The sequence below is a fragment of the Paracoccus sp. M683 genome (genome assembly GCF_007096355.1).
GTDB lineage: Bacteria > Pseudomonadota > Alphaproteobacteria > Rhodobacterales > Rhodobacteraceae > Paracoccus.
Genome location: NZ_VKDF01000006.1, coordinates 38,433 through 61,770, shown reverse-complemented (window position 1 = coordinate 61,770; position 23,338 = coordinate 38,433). Strand labels below are relative to the sequence as shown.

Genomic DNA, 23,338 nt, shown 5'->3' with positions numbered 1-23,338 from the left:
CCGCCATCCGCCCTTCCCGCCCCTCCCGCAAGAGGCCCGTCATGTCCGCGCTCTGGTCCTTTCTGGACAGGTTCGAAAGTCATGTCTGCCGTGTTCTGTTGGCCGTGTTCGTCACGCTGCTGTTCGTGCAGATCGTCGCCCGCCAGATCTTTGGCGTCTCGATCACCTGGATCGAGGAACTCTCGGTCATCCTGTTCGTCTGGTTCGCCTATTTCGGTGCCTCTTACGCCGCGCGAATGGCGGCGCATAACCGCGTCACCTTTCACCTGAACCTGCTGCCCCGCCCCAAGGCCCGCATCGTCGAGGCCATCGGCGACGCCTTCTGGATCGCCTTCAACGTCGTCTTCATCTGGCAATCCATCGAATTCATCAGCCGGCTGAAGCCCTTCGTGAAGGCGCAGACCCTGGGCTGGGAAATGCGCCATGTCTACCTGGCCCTGCCCATCGCCTTCACGCTGATGACCATCCGCATCCTGCAAGTGAACTACCTCAAGCTGGTGCTTGGCATTGATCCCCGCGACCCAGACCAGATCGAGGTCGACGAGATGCTGGACCTGGCCGAGGCCGAAAAGCGCGCCTTCGAGAAGGGGAACCACTGATGGACAGCCTGCTGATCGAAATACTGTTTGGCACCTTCTTCGGCCTGATGGTCCTGGGTGCGCCGATCACCGTGGCGCTTGGCGTCTCGTCGCTGGCCGCGATGCTGTATCTGGGAGACAACCCGATCAAGATGGTGCAGATGGCCTGGTCCTCGGTGGGGTCCTTCCCGCTGATGGCGCTGCCCGCCTTTATCCTGGCCGGTGCGCTGATGGAGGCCGCAGGCCTGTCGCGCCGCCTGATCGCGGTGGCGGAAAGCCTGGCCGGGCCTTTCACCGGCGGGCTGTCGGCAGCCACCGTCATCGCCTGCCTGTTCTTCGGGGCCATCTCGGGTTCCGGCCCCGCCACCACCGCCGCCGTTGGGATGCTGATGATCCCGGCGATGGTGCGTCAGGGCTATGGTCCGGGCTACGCGGCCTCGGTCACGGCGGCGGCGGGCGGTCTGGGCATCATCATCCCGCCCTCGATCCCGATGGTCATCTTCGGCATCTCGGCGATGGGCCTGCAACCCGATCCCGCCGCCATCGAGGCGCATGGCCAGTTCCAGACCGTCTCGATTTCCAAGCTGTTCATCGCCGGTTTCCTGCCCGGCGTGGTGATGGCGGGCGGGCTGCTGATCATGAATTATATCCGCTGCCGGATGCGCGGGTTTCACGGCTCGGCCGAGCCGCTGTCGCTGCACCGCGTGTTGTCGGCCTGCTATCACGGCTTCTGGGCGCTGATGGCCCCGGTGGTGATCCTGGGCGGCATCTATTCGGGCTATTTCACCCCAACCGAGGCCGCCATCGTCGCCATCTTCTACACCCTGTTCGTCGGCACCGTGATCTATCGCGAGATCGACCTGGGCGAGGTGGTGAAGTCGCTGGACACGACCACCTGGCTGGCGGGCCGCGTCCTGCTGGTGCTGTTCACCGCCACCATCTTTGGCCGCATCCTGGTTGAAAACAACATCCCCGGCGTGATCGCGGGCGGCATCCTGTCGCTGACCGACAACCTCTATGTCATCTGGGCCATGGTCATCTTCATGCTGCTGATCGTCGGCATGTTCATGGAGACGCTGGCCGCCATCATGATCCTCGTGCCGGTGATGCTGCCCGTGGCTTACATGATGGGCATCGACCCGATCCACTTTGGCATCGTGATGATCTGCACGCTGTCGGTGGGCTTCCAGACCCCGCCTCTGGGCGAGAACCTGTTCATCGCCTCGGGCATCTCGGGCGTCTCGATCGAGCGGATCAGCCTGCGCGCCCTGCCCTTCGCGCTGGCCTCTATCACCGCAATCTTCATCATCGCCATCTTCCCCGGCATCACCCTGTGGCTGCCTCGGATGATGGGCTACTGACCGGAAGGAATAGTCCCATGTCCCACCATTTCACCGCCGCCGATCTGAAGGCCACCTTCGACGGCTTCAACCGCCACGACATCGACGCCGTGATGACCCATTTCGCCGATGACTGCGTGTTCTTCACCGTTGCGGGCGACAACGAATACGGCAACCGGATCGAGGGCCGCGCCGCCATCGCCAAGGCTTTCGAAGGCGTCTGGACCGCCATGCCAGACGTGCAATGGGCCGATCACGAACATTTCCTGTCCGCAGACGGCACCCGTGGCGTCAGCCAATGGACCTTCCGCGCCACCAATCCCGACGGCACCCGGACCGAGGTGCAGGGCGTCGACCTGTTCCGCATCAAGGACGGCCAGATCGTCGAGAAACAGGCGATCCGCAAGCAGCGCCCTGCCGTCCCGGCGAAGTGAGGCAGCCATGAACGCGCGCCACAACTCTGCCAGCAAGGGTCGCGGATCGGTCCCCTTCGATCCCCATTACGACCCGATGACCGCCCCCGCGCTTGGGCCGCACAGCGACTATGCCCCGACCTATTGGATCGCCACGGCGGGCCCCGCCCCGCAGGATGACGGCCCCGTCACCGGCGATATGGACGCGGATGTTGCGGTGATCGGCTCGGGCTATACCGGCCTGTCGACGGCGATCCACCTGGCCAAGATGCACGGCATCAAGGCCGTGGTGCTAGAGGCCAACGGCGTCGCCTATGGCTGCTCGACCCGCAATGGCGGGCAGGCGCAGATCAGCTCGGGCCGGCTGAAGCGCAGCCAGTGGATCGACCGTTGGGGTCTGGAGGTGGCGCGCGGCATGCATGCCGAAGTGACCGAGGGGTTCGATCTGTTCCGGGGTCTGATCCGCGACCACGCCATTGATTGCGAGCCTCAGGATGGCGGGCATTACTATATCGCGCACAAGGCCTCGGTGCTGCCGGGACTGGAGGCCGAGACGCGGCTCTTGAATGACACTTTCGGCTATGGCGCCCGGATGCTGAGCCGCGACGAGGTCCATGACACCGTCGCCCGCGACATGGAGGCCCACGGCGCCATGTGGGAACCCGACGGCACCGGCATCCACGCGGCCAAGCTGGCCTTCGGCTATCTGCGCGCGGCCCGCGAATTGGGGGCCAGGGTCCATACCGACAGCCCGGTGCAGCGCTGGACGATGAAGGGCGGCATCCACCACCTGCGCACCCCCGGCGGCACCGTCCGTGCGCGGCGGGTGGCGGTGGCGACGGCGGCTTATGCGCCGCGCAACCTGCATCCGCGGCTGAAGGACCGGCTGATGCCGATCATGTCGAACAGCGTGGTGACGCGGGTGCTGACCGATGACGAACTGGCTGCCGTGGGCATCCAGAAGCTGTCACCCCTGACCGACACCCGCACCCTGCGCCACTACTATCGCCTTCTGCCTGACAACCGGCTGCAAATCGGCTCTCGCGCCGCCATCACCGGGCGCGATGCCGCCAACCCCGCGCATCTGAACGCGCTGCGCGAGGGCATGGCCCGCAAGTTCCCCGCCCTGCGCGGCGTGGAACTGGATTATTCCTGGTGGGGCTGGGTCGATGTCAGCCATGACATGATGCCCCGCATCACCGGCCTGCCCGATCTGCCCGGCGCCTTCTATGCGCTTGGCTATGGCGGCAACGGGGTCATGTATTCGGCCATGGCCGGCCGCCGCATGGCGCAACTGGTCGCGGGCGAGCCTGTCCCCGACCTGCCGATCTTCAATTCCGAACTGCCCCATGAGGGCTGGAAAACGCCGTTCCGGCGGCTTGGCCAATGGGGCCTCTATCACCTCTACCATTACCGCGACGAACGCAAATAAGGAGCGACGCCAATGAAAATGACCACCGAAGAAGCCTTCGTCAAAGTCTTGCAAATGCACGGGATCGAGCATGCCTTTGGCATTATCGGCTCGGCCATGATGCCGGTCTCGGACCTGTTTCCCAAGGCGGGGATCACCTTCTGGGACTGCGCCCATGAAACCAATGCCGGGCTGATGGCCGATGGCTTCACCCGCTCGACCGGAAAGATGTCGATGGCGATCGCCCAGAACGGCCCCGGCGTGACCGGCTTCGTGACCCCGATCAAGACCGCCTACTGGAACCACACGCCCCTGCTGCTGGTCACCCCGCAGGCCGCCAACAAGACCATCGGTCAGGGCGGCTTTCAAGAGATGGAGCAGATGCGCCTCTTCGCCGATAGCGTCTGCTATCAAGAGGAAGTCCGCGACGCATCCCGCATCCCCGAGGTGCTGAACCGCGTGATCATGCAGGCCTGGCGCAACTCGGCGCCGGCGCAGATGAACATCCCGCGCGATATGTGGACGCAGGTGATCGACGTCGACCTGCCCCAGGTCGTCGCATTCGAGCGTCCCGCCGGTGGCGAAACCGCCGTCGCCGATGCCGCCCGCCTGCTTTCCGAGGCGAAATTCCCGGTGATCCTGTCCGGCGCGGGCGTGGTCCTGTCGGGCGCCATCCCCGATCTGGCCGCCCTGGCCGAGCGTCTGGATGCCCCTGTGGCCTCTAACTATCAGCATAATGACAGCTTCCCCGGCTCGCACCCGCTGGCCGTCGGCCCCTTGGGCTATAACGGCAGCAAGGCCGCGATGGAGCTGATCGCCAAGGCCGATGTCGTGCTGGCGCTTGGCACCCGGCTGAACCCCTTCTCGACCCTGCCCGGCTATGGCATCGACTATTGGCCGAAAGAGGCCAAGATCATCCAGGTTGACATCAATGCCGACCGCATCGGGCTGACCAAGAAAGTGACCGTCGGCATTCAGGGCGACGCGGCCAAGGTGGCGCGCGGAATCCTGTCGCAACTGTCCGCGACCGCCGGCGACGAGGGCCGCAAGGAACGCCGCGACCTGATCGCGACCACGAAATCGCGTTGGGCGCAGGAACTCAGCAGCCTCGATCACGAACAGGACGATCCCGGCACCGAATGGAACGCCGAAGCCTGCAGCCGCGATGCCGATCTGATGTCGCCCCGTCAGGCCTGGCGCGCGATCATGCAGGCGGTTCCGGCCGAGGCGATCGTGTCCTCGGACATCGGCAATAACTGCGCCATCGGCAATGCCTATCCCGCCTTCGAAAAGGGCCGGAAATACCTGGCGCCAGGCCTGTTCGGTCCCTGCGGTTATGGCTTCCCGGCGATCCTCGGCGCGAAGATCGGCAACCCGGACACGCCGGTCATCGGCTTTGCGGGCGACGGCGCATTCGGCATCTCGATGAACGAGATGACGGCTTGCGGCCGCGACGACTGGCCGGCGATCACGATGGTGATCTTCCGTAACTACCAATGGGGCGCGGAAAAGCGCAACACGACGCTGTGGTATCACAACAACTTCGTCGGGACCGAGCTTGACCGCGACACCACCTATGCCGGCATCGCCCGCGCCTGCGGCACCCGAGGCGTCGTGGTCCGCAATCAGGACGAGTTGACCCATGCGCTGCACGAGGCGGTCGAATTACAGATGAGCAAGGGCGAGACCACCTTTATCGAGGTCCTGCTGAATCAGGAACTGGGCGAGCCCTTCCGCCGCGATGCGATGAAGCAGCCGGTGATCGTTGCCGGGATCGACAAAGCCGACATGCGGCCTCAAGTTGGCGCTGTCGCCTGATCCTGAACAAACCGGCCCGGCGACGATCTCGCCGGGCCACACTCCCCGCAGGAGCGACCCCATGAACATCCTCGCCGCCCGCCTCCCCACCATCGACAGCCTCAGGCCGCTATTCCCCGGCTTCGCGGTATCCTGCCTTGTGGCGGCCACGGCGCAATTCCTGTCGGAACATTACGGCGCCCCGGCCATGCTGATGGCGCTGCTGCTTGGCCTCGCGCTGAACTTCCTCGCCGAAGAAGGCACCCGCAGCGCAGCCGGGATTGAATTCACCGCCCGCACGGTCCTGCGCCTTGGCGTGGCTCTGCTGGGGGCGCGGATCAGCGTCGAGATGCTGGCGGGCCTCGGTGGCCCGGCCATTGCGCTGGTCATTGGCGGGGTCATCGCCACCATCCTTTTCGCGCTGGTCGTCACCCGCTTTGTCGGGCGAAGCTGGCGCTTTGCGCTGCTGACCGGCGGTTCGGTCGCGATCTGCGGTGCCTCTGCGGCCATGGCCATCGCCGCGATCCTGCCCAAGCACGAGAAATCCGAACGCGATCTGGTCTTCACCGTCCTCTCGGTCACGGTCCTGTCAACCGTCGCCATGGTGCTTTACCCGATGATCGCGAACCTCTTCCAGTTCGACGCCCGCGACAGCGGCATCTTCCTGGGCGGCACCATCCACGACGTCGCACAGGTCGTCGGCGCCGGCTTTTCGATCAGCCCCGAGGCGGGCGAGGCCGCCACCCTGGTCAAGCTGATCCGCGTCTCAATGCTGGCGCCGGTCGTCCTGTGCTTCTCGCTGGTGATCCGCCAGATCGGGCTTGAAGGTCCGGCCACGGGCAACCGCCCACCGCTGCTGCCGGGCTTCGTTCTGGGCTTTCTGGCACTGGCCACGCTGAATTCCATCGGCCTGATCCCCACGATAATCGCCGATTTCGCCGGTGCGCTCAGCCGGTGGGCGCTGCTGATCGCCATCGCCGCCGTCGGCATCAAGACCTCGCTTGGCCGCATGGTCGAGGTCGGCCCCGCCGCGATCGTCCTGCTGATCGCCGAAACCGCCTTCCTCGGCATCTTCATCATCGCCGGTCTGCGCTTTCTGGACTGACCCGCGCCCCCTGCATTGGTCCCGAAATATCCTGGGGTGAGGCCGCAAGGCCGAGGGGCGAAGCCCCTTCACCCTTTCCGACAAAAGGCCCCGCCTCATGAAACCGCTCGACCGCATCCTTGCCACCGCGCGCGCCACGCCGCGCCATATCATTCTGCCCGAGGGCAACGATCCCCGCGTGGCCGAGGCCGCCCGACGCCTGACCGCCGAGGGCTTGGCCCGCGTTACCCTGATGGACGGCCCCGATCTGCCTGGTGTCACCGCCATGGCCCCGGCCGAGGCCCCGGACCTGGCCGAACTGGCCGATCACTGGCACCGGATGCGCGCCACCAAGGGCATGAGTGCCGAACAGGCGCTGGCGGAAATGCGCGATCCGATCCGCCAGGCGGCAATGCGGGTGCGGCTTGGTCAGGCTGATGGCACCGTGGGCGGGGCGGTGGCGACCACCGCCGATACCGTGCGCGCGGCATTGCAGATCATCGGGCGGGCACCGGATGCGGGCATCGTGTCCAGCTTTTTCCTGATGCTCTCCTGCGGGCCCTCTGCTCCGATCAAGGGCGGCATGATCTTTGCCGATTGCGGGCTGGTGATCGACCCGACCGCCGCCGAACTTGCCGCAATCGCGCAATCCGCAGCGCAAAGCTGCCGGCAATTGCTGGCCGAGACGCCGCGAGTGGCGCTTTTGTCCTTTTCGACCGCCGGATCCGCCGATCATCCCAGCCTGTCCAGGATCCGCGAGGCGCTGGCGCTGATCCGCACTTTCGAACCCGACCTGGAGGTCGATGGCGAATTGCAATTCGACGCCGCCCTGGACGAGGCCATCCGCGCAAAAAAGGCACCGGGAAGCCGGCTTTCGGGGCAGCCCAATGTATTCATCTTCCCCGATCTCGCCTCGGGCAATATCGGCTACAAGATCGCGCAGCGTCTGGGCGGGCTGACCGCGATCGGTCCTATCCTGCAAGGGCTCTCGCGGCCCGCCAACGACCTGTCGCGCGGCGCCTCGGTCGAGGATATCGTCGCCGCATGCGCGGTGACTGCGGTGCAGTCGGCCTGAGCGACGGGCTTTCATGCCTCCTCTTGCAGGCCAATGGGGCTTCCCCTACATCTGAAGGCAATTGTGAAAGGACCCGACATGGCAATGGAAGCCCATGATATCGAAGCCCTGATCCGCGCCGCCTTCCCGGATGCGCAGGTCACCATCACCGACCTTGCCGGCGACGGCAATCACTACTCGGCCGAGGTCATCGACGAAAGCTTCCGAGGTCTGAACCGGGTTCAGCAACAGCGTGCCGTATACGCTGCGCTGCAAGGCAAGATGGATGGTCCGGCCGGCGAATTGCACGCCCTGGCGCTGACCACCAAGGCACCCGACTGAAGGATTACCCAGATGAGCGATGTAAAGGCCGATATCCAGAAAACCATCGACGAAAGCGATGTGGTTCTGTTCATGAAGGGCACCAAGGAAATGCCGCAATGCGGATTTTCCAGCCGCGTGGCCGGTGTCCTGAATTACATGGGCGTCGATTTCCGCGATGTCAACGTGCTGGCGGATGAAGGAATTCGTCAGGGAATCAAAGAGTTCTCGGACTGGCCGACGATTCCGCAGCTTTACGTCAAAGGCGAATTCGTTGGCGGTTGCGATATCGTGACCGAGATGACGCTGTCGGGCGAACTGGATCAGCTGTTCGATCAGAAGGGTGTCACCTACTCGAAAGACGCCGCCGAAAAGATCCGCGAAGCCAATGCCTGAATAGTCTCGCTTACAGGGCTGAAATCAGGTATTAAAAGCGAACCGCGGCCTCGGCCGTGGTTTTCTTTTTGACCATCCTCTCGGTTGCCAATAACGTGTGATCGCAAGAACTCAAAAAAACAACCAGGGAGGATTCAATCCATGACCATTCGGACCAGGTTCGCCGGCATCGCAGCCGGGCTGGCATTGGCATCTGCGCCGCTGGCAGCCTCGGCGCAGGACTTCATCAACATCCTGACCGGCGGCACGTCGGGCGTCTATTATCCGGTCGGCGGCGCGTTGTCGCAGATCTATTCGCAGGGTATCGACGGCGCCAAGGTGCAGGTCCAGTCGACCAAGGCCAGTGTCGAGAACCTGAACCTGCTGCAACAGGGCAAAGGCGAGATCGGCATCGCCTTGGGTGATTCCGTCAAACTGGCCGCCGAAGGCGATGCCGATGCCGGCTTCCCTGCCCCGCTGGACAAGCTGCGCGGGATTTCGGCGATGTATCCGAATTATATCCAGATCGTCGCCAGTGCCGACAGCGGCATCAAGACGCTTGAGGATCTGAAGGGCAAGGCGCTGTCCGTCGGCGCACCGAAATCGGGCACCGAACTGAACGCCCGCGCCATTCTGGAAGCCGCCGGGATGAGCTATGACGATCTGGGCAAGGTCGAATATCTGCCCTTCGCGGAATCGGTCGAGCTGATGAAGAACCGCCAGCTGGATGCGACGCTGCAATCGGCGGGTCTGGGCGTGGCCTCGCTGAAAGACCTGTCGACCTCGATCCCGATCACGGTCGTTTCGGTGCCGGCGGATGTGGCTGACAAGCTGGGCGCGCCCTATATCGCGCAGAATATCCCCGCCAATACCTATGACGGCCAGGCCGAGGATGTGCCGACCGTCGCGGTGATCAACTTCCTGGTGACCAGCAGCGATGTCAGTGACGATCTGGCCTATCAGATGACCAAGCTGATGTATGACAACCTTGACACGTTGAAGGCCTCTCATGCCGCAACGGCCGATATGGACGTGCAGAACGCACTGATGGGCATGCCTGTTCCCGTCCATCCGGGGGCGCAGCGCTATTACGACGAGGTCGGCGTCAAGGCCGAGTGATCGCAGCATGATCCGGGCCGGGGACATCCCCGGCCCCTTTCCATTTCTGGACCCAGACATGACCACGCCCCAGCACGCCGCCCCCGCCGGCGACCCCGATCTTGGCCTGCACGATCCGCTTGCCGAAAGCTTTCCCGACGGCATTCAGGGCCGGTTGCTTTATTGGATCGCGGTTGCATTCTCGCTGTATCAGATCGCCATCGCCGCCCATATCGTCAGCCTGTCCAGCCAGATTCAGCGCGCGCTGCATCTGGGGTTCCTGATGCTGCTGTGCTTTCCCCTGCTGGCCGCCCTGCGCAAAAAGGGCGGCGTCTGGTCCGTGATCGCCTGGATCATGGCGGGGCTTGGCGTGGTGGTCGCGGGATATCAATGGGTCGAATATGTGCCCCTGATGCTGCGTTCGGGGGCGTTGAACCAGATGGATGTGGTGATCGGTGTCATCGCGCTGGTCACGACCTTTGCGGCTGCCTGGGTGGTGATGGGCCCTGCCCTGCCCGCCGTGGCCGGGCTGTTCCTGATCTATGCGCTGTTCGGGCAGTATTTCCCTGGCCCGATGGTCACGCGGGGCTATGACTTCTCGCAGGTGATCGAACAGATGGCCTATGGGACCGAGGGCATCTATGGCACGCCCCTTTATGTCAGCGCGACCTATATCTTCCTGTTCATCCTGTTCGGTTCCTTCCTTGAAAAAGCCGGCATGATCAAGCTGTTCACCGATGTCAGCCTTGGGCTGGTCGGGCATCGCATGGGTGGCGCGGCCAAGGTCAGCGTCGTCAGTTCGGGGATGATGGGCACGATTTCGGGTTCGGGGGTGGCCAATGTCGTCACCACCGGCCAGTTCACCATTCCGCTGATGAAAAGCTTCGGCTATCGCCCGGCCTTCGCCGGCGGGGTCGAGGCGACGGCCTCGATGGGAGGGCAGATCATGCCGCCGGTCATGGGGGCCGTTGCCTTCATCATGGCCGAGACATTGGGCGTGGCCTATGTCGAGGTCGTCCGCGCCGCGATCATCCCGGCGATCCTGTATTTCGTGTCGGTTTTCTGGATGGTGCATCTGGAAGCCGGCCGCCGCAATCTGCGCGGTATGTCAAAGGACCAGCTACCCTCGCCGATGGCCGCGCTGCGCGAGGGCTGGTATCTGATCCTGCCGCTGGCGGTTTTGGTCTATCTGCTGTTTTCCGGCTATACGCCACTATTCGCGGGCACCATCGGGTTGGCGCTGACCATGTTCCTGATCCTTGGCGCCTCGGCCGCGCTTGGCCTGCCCGACGGCGTGCTGCGGGTGATTTTCTGGGTCGGTCTGGCGCTGGTGGCCGCCAGTTTCATGGAGTTTGGGGCCAATGCACTTTGGGCCGGGATTGCCGCACTGCTGATCTGGAACGCCATCAGCAAGGGCGGGCGCGAGACGATCCGGCAGGTGATCGACAGTCTGGCCGAGGGCGCCAAGACAGCCCTGCCCGTCGGCGTGGCCTGCGCGCTGGTTGGCGTCATCATCGGCACCATGACCCTGACCGGCGCGGCCAATACTTTCGGCATGTATATCGTCAGCGTGGGTGAAAACAGCCTGCTCTTGTCGCTGATCCTGACCATGCTGACCTGTATCGTGCTGGGCATGGGGATCCCGACGATCCCGAATTACATCATCACCTCGACCATCGCCGCGCCCGCCCTGCTGGATCTGGGCGTGCCGCTGATCGTCAGCCATATGTTCGTGTTCTATTTCGGTATTCTGGCCGATCTGACGCCGCCCGTGGCGCTGGCCTGCTTTGCCGCCGCCCCGATTGCACGCGAAAGCGGGCTGAAGATCAGCTTTGAGGCGGTCAAGGTCGCCGCTGCCGGATTCGTCATCCCCTATATGGCGGTCTATACGCCTGCGCTGATGTTGCAGGATGGCGGGCCGCTGGCGCAGTCCATCGGCTATCTGCCTGCGGTGGTCTATATAGTGGTGAAATGCGTCCTGGCGATCGGGTTGTGGGGCATTGCGGTGATTGGCTGGCTTGGCAAGCGGCTGCCGATCTGGCTGCGGCTGCTGGCCGCGGTGGCGGCCTTTACGCTGGTCGCCGCCCTGCCCGTCACGGATGAGATCGGCTTTGCCCTGACGCTGCTCTTCGCCGGGTTGATCTGGATGCGCCGCGACCGGGCGGCGCCCGCCGCATGAGCGGCTGCCTGCTTGCCGGCGCCCTGACCCTGGCCCTGTCAGGGCCGGGTTTCACTCTGGAATGGACCCATTCGGTCGAACGGACCGGCTGGCGGGAAGCTTGGGCGATCCGCGATGGCGCGCTGGTTCTGACCGAGGCCGCCGTCAAGGGATCGGGCGCCGGCATGGATCCCGGCCCCGGCGCGGTGTTGCGGAATGGGTGGTGGGTCTGGAGGCCGGATCTGCCGCCACAGCCACAGTTGCTGATCGCCGCCAGCGGGGCGACGGGTGGCGGCTGGCGTCTGTGCGATATGACGCCCGCTTTGACGACCGACGCCCGAAACTGCACCGAGCTGGGCGTTGCGGCTGACCAGCCGCAGCGGCTGAGTCCCTGCCCGCCGGGGCGGATCGCAGGCTGAACCGGCGAGAGTTTCGGGCGGATGTCGCAGCACCCCTTAAAATCCCGCTAATGCTGGCTAGATTAGTGGCAGGAGGCCGCCATGATCCATTTCGACAACAGCTATGCCCGCCTGCCCGCCGATTTCTATACCCGAACGCCGCCCACACCGGTCAGCGATGCCCGGTTGCTGGCGCTGAACGCACCGCTGGCGGCCCGTCTGGGGCTGGATACGGATTGGCTGAGCAGCCCTGATGGGCTTGCCATGCTGGCCGGCAATGCCATGCCCGCAGGCGCCGAGCCGATTGCCATGGCCTATGCCGGGCATCAGTTTGGCGGCTTTGTGCCACAGCTGGGCGACGGCCGCGCGGTGCTGCTGGGCGAGGTGGTTGCGCCCGACGGCTTGCGCTTTGACATCCAGCTCAAGGGCTCGGGGCCGACCCCGTTTTCGCGGCGCGGTGACGGCCGGGCGTGGTTGGGACCGGTGCTGCGCGAATATCTGGTCAGCGAGTTCATGGCGGCGATGGGCGTGCCCACGACCCGGTCACTGGCCGCCGTCGCCACAGGCGAGGTGGTGCAACGCGAAACCGGCCTGCCAGGCGCGGTGCTGACCCGCGTGGCCAGCAGCCACATCCGCGTGGGCACCTTCGAATATTTTGCCGTGCGCGGGAATATCGAGGCCTTGCGGGCGCTGGCCGATCACGTGATCGCACGGCACTATCCACATGCCAACGGGCCACTGTCATTGCTGGATGGGGTGATTGCCCGGCAGGCCGAAACCATCGCAGCCTGGATGGCGCTTGGCTTTATCCACGGGGTGATGAATACGGACAACATGGCTGTCTCGGGCGAGACGATCGACTATGGCCCCTGCGCCTTCATGGATGCCTATCACCCGGATGCGGTGTTTTCCTCGATCGACCAGATGGGTCGCTATCGCTGGTCCGAACAGCCGCAGATCGCGGTCTGGAACCTGGCGCAGCTGGCCACCTGCCTGATCCCCCTGATGGGCGAGCGCGAGGCCGCAATCGAGGCCGCCACCAGATCCGTCCATGCCTTCCCCGCGCTTTATCAGGCGGCCTGGCTGCGCCGCTTCGGCGAAAAGCTGGGGATCGACGCACATCCCGAGGACCGCCAGTTGATCGAGCGGCTGCTGACGCTGATGGCGCAGCAAGGGGCGGATTTTACCCGTGTCTTTGCCGGTCTGTCCGATGGCAGCGCGCGGACCGAGTTTGCCGATCCGGCCGGTTTCGATGCCTGGACCCGCGACTGGCAGGCGCGCGAGCCGGATTCAGAGATGATGGCCCATGCCAACCCGCGCCGCATTCCACGCAATCATCGGATCGAACAGGCCATCGCGGCTGGCGTTTCGGGCGATCTGGCGCCGTTCGGGCAATTGCTGGATGCGGTGACGCATCCGCGTGAGGATCGCGGGGAATGGCGTGATCTGGCGCTCGGTCCCTTGCCTGACGAGATCGTTCGCCGCACATTCTGTGGAACCTGACCGTTGCGCCGGGGGCGCTTCGCCCCCCGGACCCCCCGAGGATATTTCGGTGAAGAAGAAAGAGGCAGCGTGAGACTGAGGCTGGCCAGCTATAATCTGCATAAATGTCGTGGAATTGTGGGACCGCATGCGCCCGAGCGGAATCTGGCCGTCATTGCCGCCTTGCAGCCCGACATCATCGCGCTGCAAGAGGTCGATTTCCGTTTCGGGGCGCGACCCGAGGCGCTGCCACGGGCGCTGATCGAGGATATGACGGGGCTGTTGCCCGTCGATATCACCGGGCGAACCAGTGAAAGTTCGCTTGGCTGGCACGGGCAGACAATTCTGATGCGGCCGGATCTGGCCGCGGTCGCGCAACTGCGCCGCCTGCCGCTGCCGGGGCTGGAGCCGCGCGGGGCGCTGGCCTTGCGCCTGCCGGGGCTGACGGTGATCGGCGTGCATCTGGGGCTGGCGCGGTCCTCGCGGCGGTTGCAACTGGCACGGATCGCGGCGCAAGCGGCGCGGATTGGCAGCGGGCCGGTGGCGATGATGGGGGATTTCAATGAATGGCGCGACGATCTGGGACTGGAGCCGCTGACCGGTTATCGTGTCGTGGCGCCGGGTCCGTCCTATCCGGCGCCGATCCCGCAACTGCGCCTGGATCGGATGGCGCTGAGCCGCGGTCTGGCCTTGCATGACATGGGCGTGTTTCGCGAGGCGCCTGCGCGGGATGCATCCGATCATCTGCCGATCTGGGCCGATATCGAGATCGCCTGAAAATTGCGCCTTTCGCCTGTGACGCGGCGTCGCTATTAAGGCGCTAACATTTTCATGAGGAGGCGCCCGTGACCGCAATCATCGACATATTCGCCCGTGAGATTCTGGACAGCCGTGGCAACCCGACCGTTGAGGTCGATGTGACGCTGGAGGATGGCATCATGGGCCGCGCCGCCGTGCCTTCGGGTGCCTCGACCGGGGCGCATGAGGCCGTCGAAAAGCGCGATGGCGACAAGGCGCGCTATATGGGCAAGGGCGTGCTGGAAGCCGTTGCTTCGGTCAATGGCGAGCTGGCCGAGAACCTGATCGGCGAGGATGCAACCGAACAGCTGGCCATCGACCGCCTGATGATCGAGCTGGACGGCACCCCCAACAAGGGACGGTTGGGCGCGAATGCCATTCTGGGCGTGTCATTGGCCGTGGCCAAAGCGGCCGCAACCGCGACGGGGCAGCCGCTGTATCGCTATGTCGGCGGAACGGGCGCGCATGTGCTGCCGGTGCCGATGATGAACATCATCAATGGCGGCGAGCATGCCGACAACCCGATCGACATCCAGGAATTCATGATCATGCCGGTCAGCGCGGAAAATATCCGCGATGCCGTGCGGATGGGTTCGGAAGTGTTCCATACGCTGAAAAAAGAGCTGTCGGCCTCGGGGCTGGCGACGGGCGTAGGCGACGAGGGCGGCTTTGCGCCGAATCTGTCCAGCACCCGCGACGCGCTGGATTTCATCCTGAAGGCGGTCGAAAAGGCCGGCTACAGGCCCGGCGATGACATCATGCTGGCGCTGGACTGTGCCTCGACCGAATATTTCAAGAATGGCAAATATGAACTTGCCGGCGAGGGCAAATCGCTGACCTCGGGCGAGAATGTGGAATATCTGGCCGCACTTTGCGGCGATTATCCGATCCTGTCGATCGAGGATGGCTGCGCCGAAGATGACTGGGATGGCTGGAAGCTGCTGACGGACCGCCTTGGTGGCAGCGTGCAGCTGGTCGGCGACGACCTGTTCGTGACCAACCCGGCGCGGTTGGCCGATGGCATTGCGCGCGGTTGTGGCAACAGCCTGCTGGTCAAGGTGAACCAGATCGGCACGCTGTCGGAAACGCTGGACGCGGTGCGGATGGCGGACCGGGCCGGCTATACCAGCGTGATGTCGCACCGTTCGGGCGAGACCGAGGATGCCACCATCGCCGATCTGGCCGTGGCGACCAATTGCGGGCAGATCAAGACCGGCAGCCTGGCCCGGTCGGATCGGCTGGCGAAATACAACCAGTTGATCCGCATCGAGGAAATGCTGGGTGAAACAGCGGTTTACGCCGGCCGCTCGATCCTGCGCGGCTGATCCCTAGACCACCATATCCTCGCCCTGCGGCGTGTCGTAAAGCCGTCGCAGGGTCCATAGGGCATCGGCCAGCGCCTGATGTGACAGATTGCCCGCCAGCGCGATCCTGACCGCATTCGCAGCAGGTTGCGCCGTCCCTGATACGGCAGCAAATTCATCCGCGGGGCGTACCAGCACGCCCTGCGCGGCTGCGGCCTGCGCGAAACGCGAGGCGCGCCAGCCGGCCGGCAGGGTCAACCAGACAAAGGGCAAGGCCGGCTGCGTGGTCAACCGGTCCGCGGGCAGGATCCTGCGCGCAATCGCCGCCCGCGAGACGAATTCGGTCATGACGGCGCCGGCCAGGCGCTGTGATTGCGGATCGTTAAGCAACCGGGTCACCGTCAGCGTCAGCGGCCGGGACAGACCGAAATAGCTGTGCTGCGCGGCCAGGCGGGCGATTGCGGCGCGGTGGCTGGGGCAGATCAACGCGCCGAAACGCAGCCCGGCCGACAGGATCTTGGACAGGCCCGCGATCTGCCAGACGCGCTCGGGTGCCAGCATCCGCAGGGCGGGTTCCGCATCGGGGGCGCGCAGGCTGCCGGGGCGGTTGGAATAGCTTTCATCCTCGATGATTTGCAAATCATGATGGCGGGCAACCCGGATCAGCGCCTCTCGGCGTTCGGTTGTCATCATCCCCGCCGTCGGATTTTGCGCGGAAGGGGTCAGGAAAACCAGCCGCGCCCCGGAATGGCGCGCGACACGGTCCATATGTTCGGGCAACATGCCCTGAGTGTCCTGCGCGACCGGCGCGATATCGGCCCGCAGCAGCCGGGCGGCATGTCGCAAACCCGGATAGGATAGACCTTCGGCCATGACGCGAGGACGTTCTCCGACCAAGCAGATGGACAGGATCAGCAGGATCGCGCTTTGGCCGCCATGGGTCAGGACCATGTCATCAGGCCCGGCATTGCCGGTTGCTTCCTGACCCAGCCAATCCAGCAGGGCCTGACGGCATGCCAGATCGCCCGCAAGCGGCGGATAGTTCAGCAGATCCGCCCCTGTCTGTTCAGCCGCCTCGTGCATTGCGGTGGCGATGGCGGCCGTTTGACCAAGATCGGGCAGTTGCGGGCTGCGCAGATCGGCGGGGCCTTCATGGCCCGAACCTGCGCTGTCTATCAGGGGTTGAATCAGGCCCGGTGCGGCATCTGGCTGGGTCACGAAACTGCCGCGGCCGACATGGCTGTCGATCGCACCCTCGGCCGCCGCAATCTGATAGGCGCGCGCGACGGTGCCCGGCGTCATGCCCAGACTCCATGCCAGATCACGCATGGCGGGCAGCCGAGTACCGGGCGGCAAGTCACCCGAATGCACGGCCTCGCGGATCGCCGTTGCAAGCGCCCTGAACTTGGGCCCCTCGCGCATGGACAAATCCGGTCGCCATTTTGTATCGGTCACAATTCATCCTCTTCGCCGGCCGCGGAAGCTATTGTATTCTTCAGATAGAGACATTGCGTCAATTGTGCCAAGCAATTTTCATGGTTGCGGCGCGATTGCCGCCACAGCGGATTCTGCCGATTTTCCCCTGGCAGAGCGACTGTCCGGGACCGTGCCGCATGACGGTGCGCGGTCTCGGACTTTTTTCAAACTTGCGACGTCTGCCCCCTCGACAGATCGGTGCCGGGGGCTAAACTCACGCCTGTTAAAAGGTGGGCCAAGACGGGCGGATCGCGCCCTCCCATCTCGACAGGAGGAAGATTTATGAAGAAATCCAATAAACTGGACCGCCGCGCCTTTTTGACGCGCGCATCGGTCGGTGGTGCCGCAGCAGCGGCGACCGCAGGCCTTGCCGCGCCCGCCATCGCGCAAGAATCGCCCACGATCAACTGGCGCCTTGCCTCGTCCTTCCCGAAATCGCTGGATACGATCTATGGCGGCGCCGAAGAGCTGTCGACGCGGCTGAAAGAGGCGACCGACGGCAAGTTCAACATCCAGGTCTTTGCCGCCGGTGAAATCGTTCCCGGCCTTGGCGCAATTGACGCAGCCGGCGACGGCACGGTCGAATCGGCACATTCGGTTGGCTATTACAACTGGGGCAAGGATCCTGCCTTTGCACCGGGCGCCGACCTGCCCTTCATGCTGAGCGCGCGGGCCAAGACCGCCTATCAGTATCAGGGCGGCGGGATCGAACTCTATAACGAATTCCTCGACGGTCACAACCTGATCTCGTTCCCCGGTGGTAATACCGGCGTGCAGATGGGCGGCTGGTATCGTAAGGAAATCAACACTCTGGCCGATATGAAGGGCCTGAAGATGCGGATTTCGGGCCTGGCTGGCCGGGTGCTGGAAAAGCTGGGCGTCGTGCCGCAGCAGATTGCCGGCGGCGACATCTATCCGTCGCTGGAAAAGGGCACGATCGACGCGGCCGAATGGGTTGGCCCCTATGACGATGCCAAGCTGGGCTTCCAGAAGGTTGCGCCATTTTACTACTATCCCGGTTTCTGGGAAGGCGGTCCGACGGTCAGCTTCTTCTTTGCCAAGGACAAGTTTAACGAACTGCCGGCGGCCTATCAGTCGCTGCTGCGGACCTGCAGCCAGGCGGTCGACCAGAACATGTTGGCGAAATACGACATGAAGAACCCGACCGCGCTGAAGGAGCTGTATCAATCGGGTGCCCAGCTGCGCCCGTTCAGCGAGGAAATTCTGACGGCCGCCTTCGATGCCGCGAATGAGGTTTATGCCGAGCTGTCGGCAACGAACGAACCGTTCAAGAAGCAGTACGAGGCGATGCTGCCTTATCGTGACGACTGGTATCTCTATGCCCAGACGGCGGAATATACCTTCGATACCTTCATGATGATCCAGCAGCGCAACGGCAAGTTGGCCCCGGCCGCAGCCGAAGCGCCCGCCCCGGCCAGCAACTAAGCCAGGGTCTCGCAGAACCGAAGGGCCGCTGCGATTGTATCGCGGCGGCCCTTTGCATTGTATCGACGGGTGGCGAGCCGGCAGGCTTGCGGCCCGATCCCGCGTCAAATCAAAAGGGTCGGGAAAACCCGTGACGCATTCCGGAATTTGGGACATGCTCGTCGCGCCTGCCGAGATTTTTCTCGGCAGGCGTTTGTTTTTTCTTAACCTTTTTCAGCGAGCCTTCAGGAGCCGCGCGGGAGAATTGTCTCTCGGCAACGCATTCTCGGCAACGCATTGCAGAAAAACCATCTCGGGATTTCGTTTTCGTCAGAAATGGCCAAGGCATCCATTGGCCCGGTAGCGGTCTTTGCAGGACCGACACCGTGTACAGGCGAGTCAGAGGGATTTGGCTTTCGGCAAGATTTCCGGCCCAACCGAGCTTTCGTTAGCGGCGCGAAAGCCCAAATCTGCCCTTCATGCTTTGGCGTATTTCCCCACCCGGTTGGCGCAACCCGCCAATGATCTGGCAGCAGACAGGAACTAATTGGTCACCATTGCAAATGCGAAGGTGCGACATGAACAGCAAGATCCGACCGACCGCCCTTGTGACCGGAGCCTCGTCCGGCATGGGCAAAAGCATCGCCAAACGGCTGATTTCCTACGGCTATCAGGCCTATGTGGAGGCGCGCGGCCTCGACAAGATGACCGATCTGGCGCAATTGGGCGCAGCCCCGCTGGCCATGGACATCTCGAAGGATGCCGATATCGTGGCGGCGGTAGCTACCATCACCGAACGGTCCGGCGGTGTCGATGTGCTGGTGAACAATGCCGGATACGGGCTTTACGGTCCGGTCGAGGAGATTGCGCTGGACGAGGCCCGCTATCAGTTCGAGGTCAATGTATTTTGCGCCGCCCGCCTGACCCAGATTCTGCTGCCGGCCATGCGCGCGAAGGGCAAGGGCACGACCATCAACATCACCTCGATGGGTGGCAAGGTCTATACAGTGCTGGGCGCTTGGTATCATGCCACCAAACATGCGCTGGAGGGCTGGTCAGACAGCCTGCGGCTTGAGCTGGAACCCTTCGGCATCCGCGTGGTGGTGATCGAGCCGGGGATGATCGAGACCGGATTCGGCGCGGCGGCTTCGCATGGGCTGCGGAAGCGTTCGGCCAAGTGCGCCTATGCAAAGATGGTGGAAAGCGTGGCCGGTTCGATGGATCGCAGCTATGGCCACGGCAAGGGCACCGATCCGCAGGTGATTGCCGATCTGGTGGGTGATGCGGTGAAATCAGCCCGGCCGAAAACCCGCTATGTCGCGGGGAAATATGCCAAGCCGATGATCTGGGTGCGTAAATGGCTGGGCGATCGCGTCTTTGACCGGCTGATAAAGAGCCAGGTGTAAGGAAGCCGCCATGAGCCGAGATACCAGCGACCGACGCCCATTGCCGCATCGAGCTGCGCTGGCTTTTTACCACCGAAGCAGAACCGGATGCCGCCGCCGATGTCACCTTCGCAGCACTTCTTGAACTGGGTCGGCGCGGCACCGGTCGGCATATCAAGCCCTTGCGGGTCGAGATGACGCGCCCCGGCCCGGTATCCAAGGCGCATTCCAGCTATTTCGATGGCCCGATCCGCACGGGCTCGGCCCAGAATGCACTGGTGCTGCGGGCCGTTGATCTTGACTTGCCCTTTGCGGGACATAATCCCGACCTGCTGGCCATTCTGGACCCATCGCTGACGGCCTCGCCTGGCGAAATCGAGGCGCAATCCTCGCTTCCCGAACAGGTCAAGATCCTGATCAAGCGCCGCATCGCCAGCGGCAAGCCGGAGATCGGGGAGGTGGCGCGCGAGCTTGGGATGAGCGACCGCTCGCTGCAACGCCGGCTCGCCGAGCATGGCGCCAGCTATCGCGGTCTGGTGGATGAAGCACGGCGGGAACTGGGGAGACATCTGCTTGCGGACGAACGCAATCACATCGACGAAATCGCCTTCCTGCTGGGATTTCAGGACAAGGGCTCGTTCTACCGCGCGTTTCGTGGCTGGGAAGGCGTCACGCCTGCGGCCTGGCGGAGGATGAACTGAGGGGCCCCCGACTGGGAGCCCCCGATGAAAAATCGTCGAAGCTTTTCCGTGTCCCAAATGCCGGAATGCGTCAGAAATTCCGGCCCTTCGTCAACAGATCAGTTTCCACCCAGGCCCGGCGGCGGGCCGCCCAGGGCCCCACCAAGCCCCCCGCCAGAAGATGGCGCGGCCTGTGCGCCATCCTGGTCGACGGGGTCCGCCGCAGGGGTAACATCCCCGGCCGGCGGTGCATCAGTTGCAGGTGCGTCAGTTGCGGGTGCATCAGGCGCAGGGGCCTCGGTCGCCGGAGGCTGGTTTGCGGGCGCGCCACCGAAATTCGGCGTGCCCCCCAGACCGCCACCAAGGCCGCCGCCCAGTCCGCCGGGTGCCGCGGCATCGCCGCCGCCCGCCGGCGCCCCGAAAGGCGAACCGCCAAGGCCACCCAGGCCCCCGCCCAAGCCGCCACCCGAACCGCCCTGATTGCCAAAGCCGTTGGGGATCTCGATCCGGGTATTGGTGGTGTCGATTGGCGGCCCCTTATAGTGCATGACCATCTGCGGGAAGGCGATCACGACCGCGATCATCACGATCTGGATGAACACGAAGGGCACCGCACCCCAATAGATCTGGCTGGTCTTGACCGGCGCCATTTTCTTGCCTGTCAGGCGGTCGACATATTCATGCTTGGGCGCGACCGATCGCAGATAGAACAGCGCAAAGCCAAAGGGCGGATGCATGAAGCTGGTCTGCATGTTCACCCCAAGGATGACGCCAAACCAGATCAGGTCGATGCCCAGGCTTTCCGCCGCCGGCGCCAGCAGTGGCACGATGATGAAGGCCAGTTCGAAGAAATCGAGGAAGAAGGCCAGCACAAAAACCAGCACCGAGACCGCGATCAGGAAGCCCAGCTCTCCGCCAGGCAGCGAGGTCAGCAGATGCTCGACCCACAGGTGGCCGTTGACGCCATAGAAGGTCAGCGAGAACACCCGCGCACCGATCAGGATGAACATCACGAAAGCCGACAGGCGGGTCGTCGCGGCAAGCGCCTGATTGACCACGTCGAAGGTCAGCCGCCGCTTGGCCGCAGCCAGGATCAATGCGCCGACAGCGCCCATTGCACCGCCTTCGGTCGGGGTGGCAATGCCCAGGAAGATCGTGCCCAGCACCAGGAAGATCAGTGCCAGCGGCGGGATCAGAACGATGATGACCTGCTGCGCCAGACGCGACATCAGCCCCAGCTTCAGCCCCTTGTCCAGCACCGCGACCAGATAGATCGCGATGACCGCGATAGCCCCGGCAAGAATATCGGCATTGGACCCTTGGGTCGGGTGCAGCCACATCCAGGACAGATAGCCGATGCCACAGGCAGCCGCCAGGGCGATCAGCAGCGAGGTGACGCCCGAGCCAAGCGTGCGTGCCTCGGGCGGCAGCGCAGGCAGCGCCTGCGGGCGGATGAAGGACATCACGAAGATATAGCCCATATAGATGCCGGTCAGCACCAGGCCGGGGATCAGCGCGCCCTTGTACATATCGCCCACGGACCGGCCCAGCTGGTCGGCCAGAACGATCAGCACGAGGCTGGGCGGGATGATCTGCGCCAGCGTCCCTGATGCCGCGATCACGCCGGATGCGATGCGCCTGTCATAGCCGTAACGCAGCATGATCGGCAGCGAGATCAGACCCATGGCAATAACCGAGGCGGCAACGACGCCCGTGGTGGCCGCCAGCAGCGCGCCCACAATGATCACCGCATAGGCCAGGCCGCCCCGGATCGGGCCGAACAGTTGGCCGATCGTGTCCAGAAGGTCCTCGGCCATGCCGGATTTTTCCAGCACGATGCCCATGAAGGTGAAGAACGGGACCGCAAGTAAGGTCTCATTCGCGACCACGCCTCCGAAAAAGCGTTCGGGCAAGGCGCGCAGCAGGGGCCAGCTGAGGTTGATCTCGTCCGAGAGGGGCGCCAGCTCGACGCCGATGACAAAGAACAGAAGGCCGTTCGCGGCCAGGGCAAAGGCAACGGGATAGCCGAACAGCAGAAAGATGATCAGCGACACGAACATGATCGGCGCCATGTTCTGCGCGATAAGTTCCATGATCATTTGCGCGTCTCCCCACGGGCATCATCTTCGGCAAAGCCGGTGGCCAGCCGCATTTCCTCGTCGATCGCGGGCGGCACGTGATGGCCGGTATCGGGATGGGGATCAGGGATGATACCGCGCATGACGGCGATCTTCTTGATGATCTCGGATATGCCTTGAATGAACAGCAGCACGAAGCCCGCAAGCAGCAATGCCTTGGCCGGCCACAGGATCAGGCCGCCGGCGTTCATCGACATCTCGCCGCCACGATAGGACCGCATCAGCCAGGGCCAGATCAGCCAGATCGAGACCAGACAGAAGGGCATCAGGAAGAACACATGCCCGATCAGGTCGATCCAATGCTGCGTGCGCCGTTTCCAGTAACCATAAAGAATGTCGATGCGGATATGTTCATTTTCCAGCAGAGTATAAGCCGCCGCCAGCAGGAACGCAGCGCCATACAGATACCATTGCAATTCCAGCCAGGCGTTGGACGAGATGCTGAACACCTTGCGGATCACCGCGTTCACGGCGCTGACAAACACAGCCACCAGGATCAGCCAGGAAACGCTCCGGCCGATCAGCGTATTCATGCGGTCAATGCCGCGTGACAGGGCCAAAAGGCCGCCCATATCGGATTCTCCCCCTGATATGCCGGGCGGTATCCGCCTCGGCGCCTCTGC

Annotated in this window: 21 protein-coding genes; 18 read left to right on the top strand and 3 right to left on the bottom strand. The window is 63.8% G+C overall.

The annotated features are described in order from the left end of the window. Window positions 1-41: 41 nt before the first annotated feature. The 15 genes from FNJ84_RS13040 to eno all read left to right on the top strand — a co-directional run bounded on the left by FNJ84_RS13040 (window position 42) and on the right by eno (window position 15,632). The gene (locus FNJ84_RS13040) at window positions 42-599 is read left to right on the top strand and encodes a TRAP transporter small permease (RefSeq protein WP_143793581.1); all 558 of its coding nucleotides are present in this window, start codon (window positions 42-44) and stop codon (window positions 597-599) included. Further along, the gene (locus FNJ84_RS13035; protein ID WP_143793580.1) at window positions 599-1,939 is read left to right on the top strand and encodes a TRAP transporter large permease; all 1,341 of its coding nucleotides are present in this window, start codon (window positions 599-601) and stop codon (window positions 1,937-1,939) included. The genes FNJ84_RS13040 and FNJ84_RS13035 overlap by 1 nt, the downstream gene beginning before the upstream one ends. A 17-nt stretch (window positions 1,940-1,956) precedes the next feature. Then, on the top strand, window positions 1,957-2,352 hold the full coding sequence (locus FNJ84_RS13030; protein ID WP_143793579.1) for a nuclear transport factor 2 family protein: 396 nt from the start codon (window positions 1,957-1,959) through the stop codon (window positions 2,350-2,352). A gap of 7 nt (window positions 2,353-2,359) precedes the next feature. Continuing rightward, window positions 2,360-3,763, top strand: a complete 1,404-nt coding sequence (locus FNJ84_RS13025; RefSeq protein WP_143793578.1) for an FAD-binding oxidoreductase — start codon at window positions 2,360-2,362, stop codon at window positions 3,761-3,763. Window positions 3,764-3,775: 12 nt separating this feature from the next. Continuing rightward, window positions 3,776-5,560 (top strand): sulfoacetaldehyde acetyltransferase, encoded by a 1,785-nt coding sequence (xsc, locus tag FNJ84_RS13020; RefSeq protein ID WP_143793577.1) that lies wholly within the window; start codon window positions 3,776-3,778, stop codon window positions 5,558-5,560. Between the two features lie 61 nt (window positions 5,561-5,621). Next, the gene (locus tag FNJ84_RS13015) at window positions 5,622-6,644 is read left to right on the top strand and encodes a YeiH family protein (protein WP_143793576.1); all 1,023 of its coding nucleotides are present in this window, start codon (window positions 5,622-5,624) and stop codon (window positions 6,642-6,644) included. Between the two features lie 97 nt (window positions 6,645-6,741). Next, complete coding sequence (gene pta / locus FNJ84_RS13010) at window positions 6,742-7,698, top strand: phosphate acetyltransferase (protein ID WP_143793575.1); 957 nt, start codon at window positions 6,742-6,744, stop codon at window positions 7,696-7,698. Window positions 7,699-7,776: 78 nt separating this feature from the next. Beyond that, window positions 7,777-8,019, top strand: a complete 243-nt coding sequence (locus FNJ84_RS13005; protein WP_143793574.1) for a BolA/IbaG family iron-sulfur metabolism protein — start codon at window positions 7,777-7,779, stop codon at window positions 8,017-8,019. Window positions 8,020-8,031: 12 nt separating this feature from the next. Continuing rightward, the gene (gene grxD / locus FNJ84_RS13000; RefSeq protein ID WP_143793573.1) at window positions 8,032-8,394 is read left to right on the top strand and encodes a Grx4 family monothiol glutaredoxin; all 363 of its coding nucleotides are present in this window, start codon (window positions 8,032-8,034) and stop codon (window positions 8,392-8,394) included. Between the two features lie 141 nt (window positions 8,395-8,535). Next, complete coding sequence (locus FNJ84_RS12995; protein ID WP_143793572.1) at window positions 8,536-9,492, top strand: TAXI family TRAP transporter solute-binding subunit; 957 nt, start codon at window positions 8,536-8,538, stop codon at window positions 9,490-9,492. Between the two features lie 58 nt (window positions 9,493-9,550). After that, window positions 9,551-11,650, top strand: coding sequence for a TRAP transporter permease (locus FNJ84_RS12990; RefSeq protein WP_143793571.1), 2,100 nt, complete (start codon window positions 9,551-9,553; stop codon window positions 11,648-11,650). Continuing rightward, window positions 11,647-12,048, top strand: a complete 402-nt coding sequence (locus tag FNJ84_RS12985; protein ID WP_143793570.1) for a DUF1850 domain-containing protein — start codon at window positions 11,647-11,649, stop codon at window positions 12,046-12,048. Before FNJ84_RS12990 ends, FNJ84_RS12985 begins: the two co-directional genes overlap by 4 nt. An 81-nt stretch (window positions 12,049-12,129) precedes the next feature. Continuing rightward, window positions 12,130-13,530, top strand: a complete 1,401-nt coding sequence (locus FNJ84_RS12980) for a YdiU family protein (protein WP_143793569.1) — start codon at window positions 12,130-12,132, stop codon at window positions 13,528-13,530. 69 nt (window positions 13,531-13,599) lie between these two features. Beyond that, window positions 13,600-14,286, top strand: a complete 687-nt coding sequence (locus tag FNJ84_RS12975) for an endonuclease/exonuclease/phosphatase family protein (RefSeq protein WP_143793568.1) — start codon at window positions 13,600-13,602, stop codon at window positions 14,284-14,286. 68 nt (window positions 14,287-14,354) lie between these two features. Further along, entirely contained in the window at window positions 14,355-15,632 is a 1,278-nt protein-coding gene (eno, locus tag FNJ84_RS12970) for a phosphopyruvate hydratase (RefSeq protein WP_143793567.1), read from the top strand. Window positions 15,633-15,635: 3 nt separating this feature from the next. On the opposite strand, the gene FNJ84_RS12965 is transcribed toward eno, so the two are convergent. After that, entirely contained in the window at window positions 15,636-17,066 is a 1,431-nt protein-coding gene (locus FNJ84_RS12965) for a PLP-dependent aminotransferase family protein (protein ID WP_143793566.1), read from the bottom strand. 321 nt (window positions 17,067-17,387) lie between these two features. Here FNJ84_RS12965 and FNJ84_RS12960 point away from each other — a divergent pair, with 321 nt between their 5' ends. The 3 genes from FNJ84_RS12960 (at window position 17,388) to FNJ84_RS12950 (ending at window position 20,598) form a co-directional block, all read left to right on the top strand. Next, on the top strand, window positions 17,388-18,533 hold the full coding sequence (locus tag FNJ84_RS12960) for a TRAP transporter substrate-binding protein (protein ID WP_143793748.1): 1,146 nt from the start codon (window positions 17,388-17,390) through the stop codon (window positions 18,531-18,533). 557 nt (window positions 18,534-19,090) lie between these two features. Further along, window positions 19,091-19,918, top strand: a complete 828-nt coding sequence (locus tag FNJ84_RS12955) for an oxidoreductase (RefSeq protein WP_143793565.1) — start codon at window positions 19,091-19,093, stop codon at window positions 19,916-19,918. Window positions 19,919-19,938: 20 nt separating this feature from the next. Further along, entirely contained in the window at window positions 19,939-20,598 is a 660-nt protein-coding gene (locus FNJ84_RS12950) for an AraC family transcriptional regulator (RefSeq protein ID WP_143793564.1), read from the top strand. Between the two features lie 98 nt (window positions 20,599-20,696). Here FNJ84_RS12950 and FNJ84_RS12945 read toward each other — a convergent pair whose 3' ends face one another. Beyond that, window positions 20,697-22,673 carry a TRAP transporter large permease subunit gene (locus FNJ84_RS12945; RefSeq protein ID WP_143793746.1) on the bottom strand — a complete coding sequence of 659 codons (1,977 nt, stop codon included), beginning with the start codon at window positions 22,671-22,673 and terminating at the stop codon, window positions 20,697-20,699. After that, window positions 22,673-23,287, bottom strand: a complete 615-nt coding sequence (locus tag FNJ84_RS12940; protein ID WP_143793563.1) for a TRAP transporter small permease subunit — start codon at window positions 23,285-23,287, stop codon at window positions 22,673-22,675. Before FNJ84_RS12940 ends, FNJ84_RS12945 begins: the two co-directional genes overlap by 1 nt. Between the last annotated feature and the right edge of the window lie 51 nt (window positions 23,288-23,338).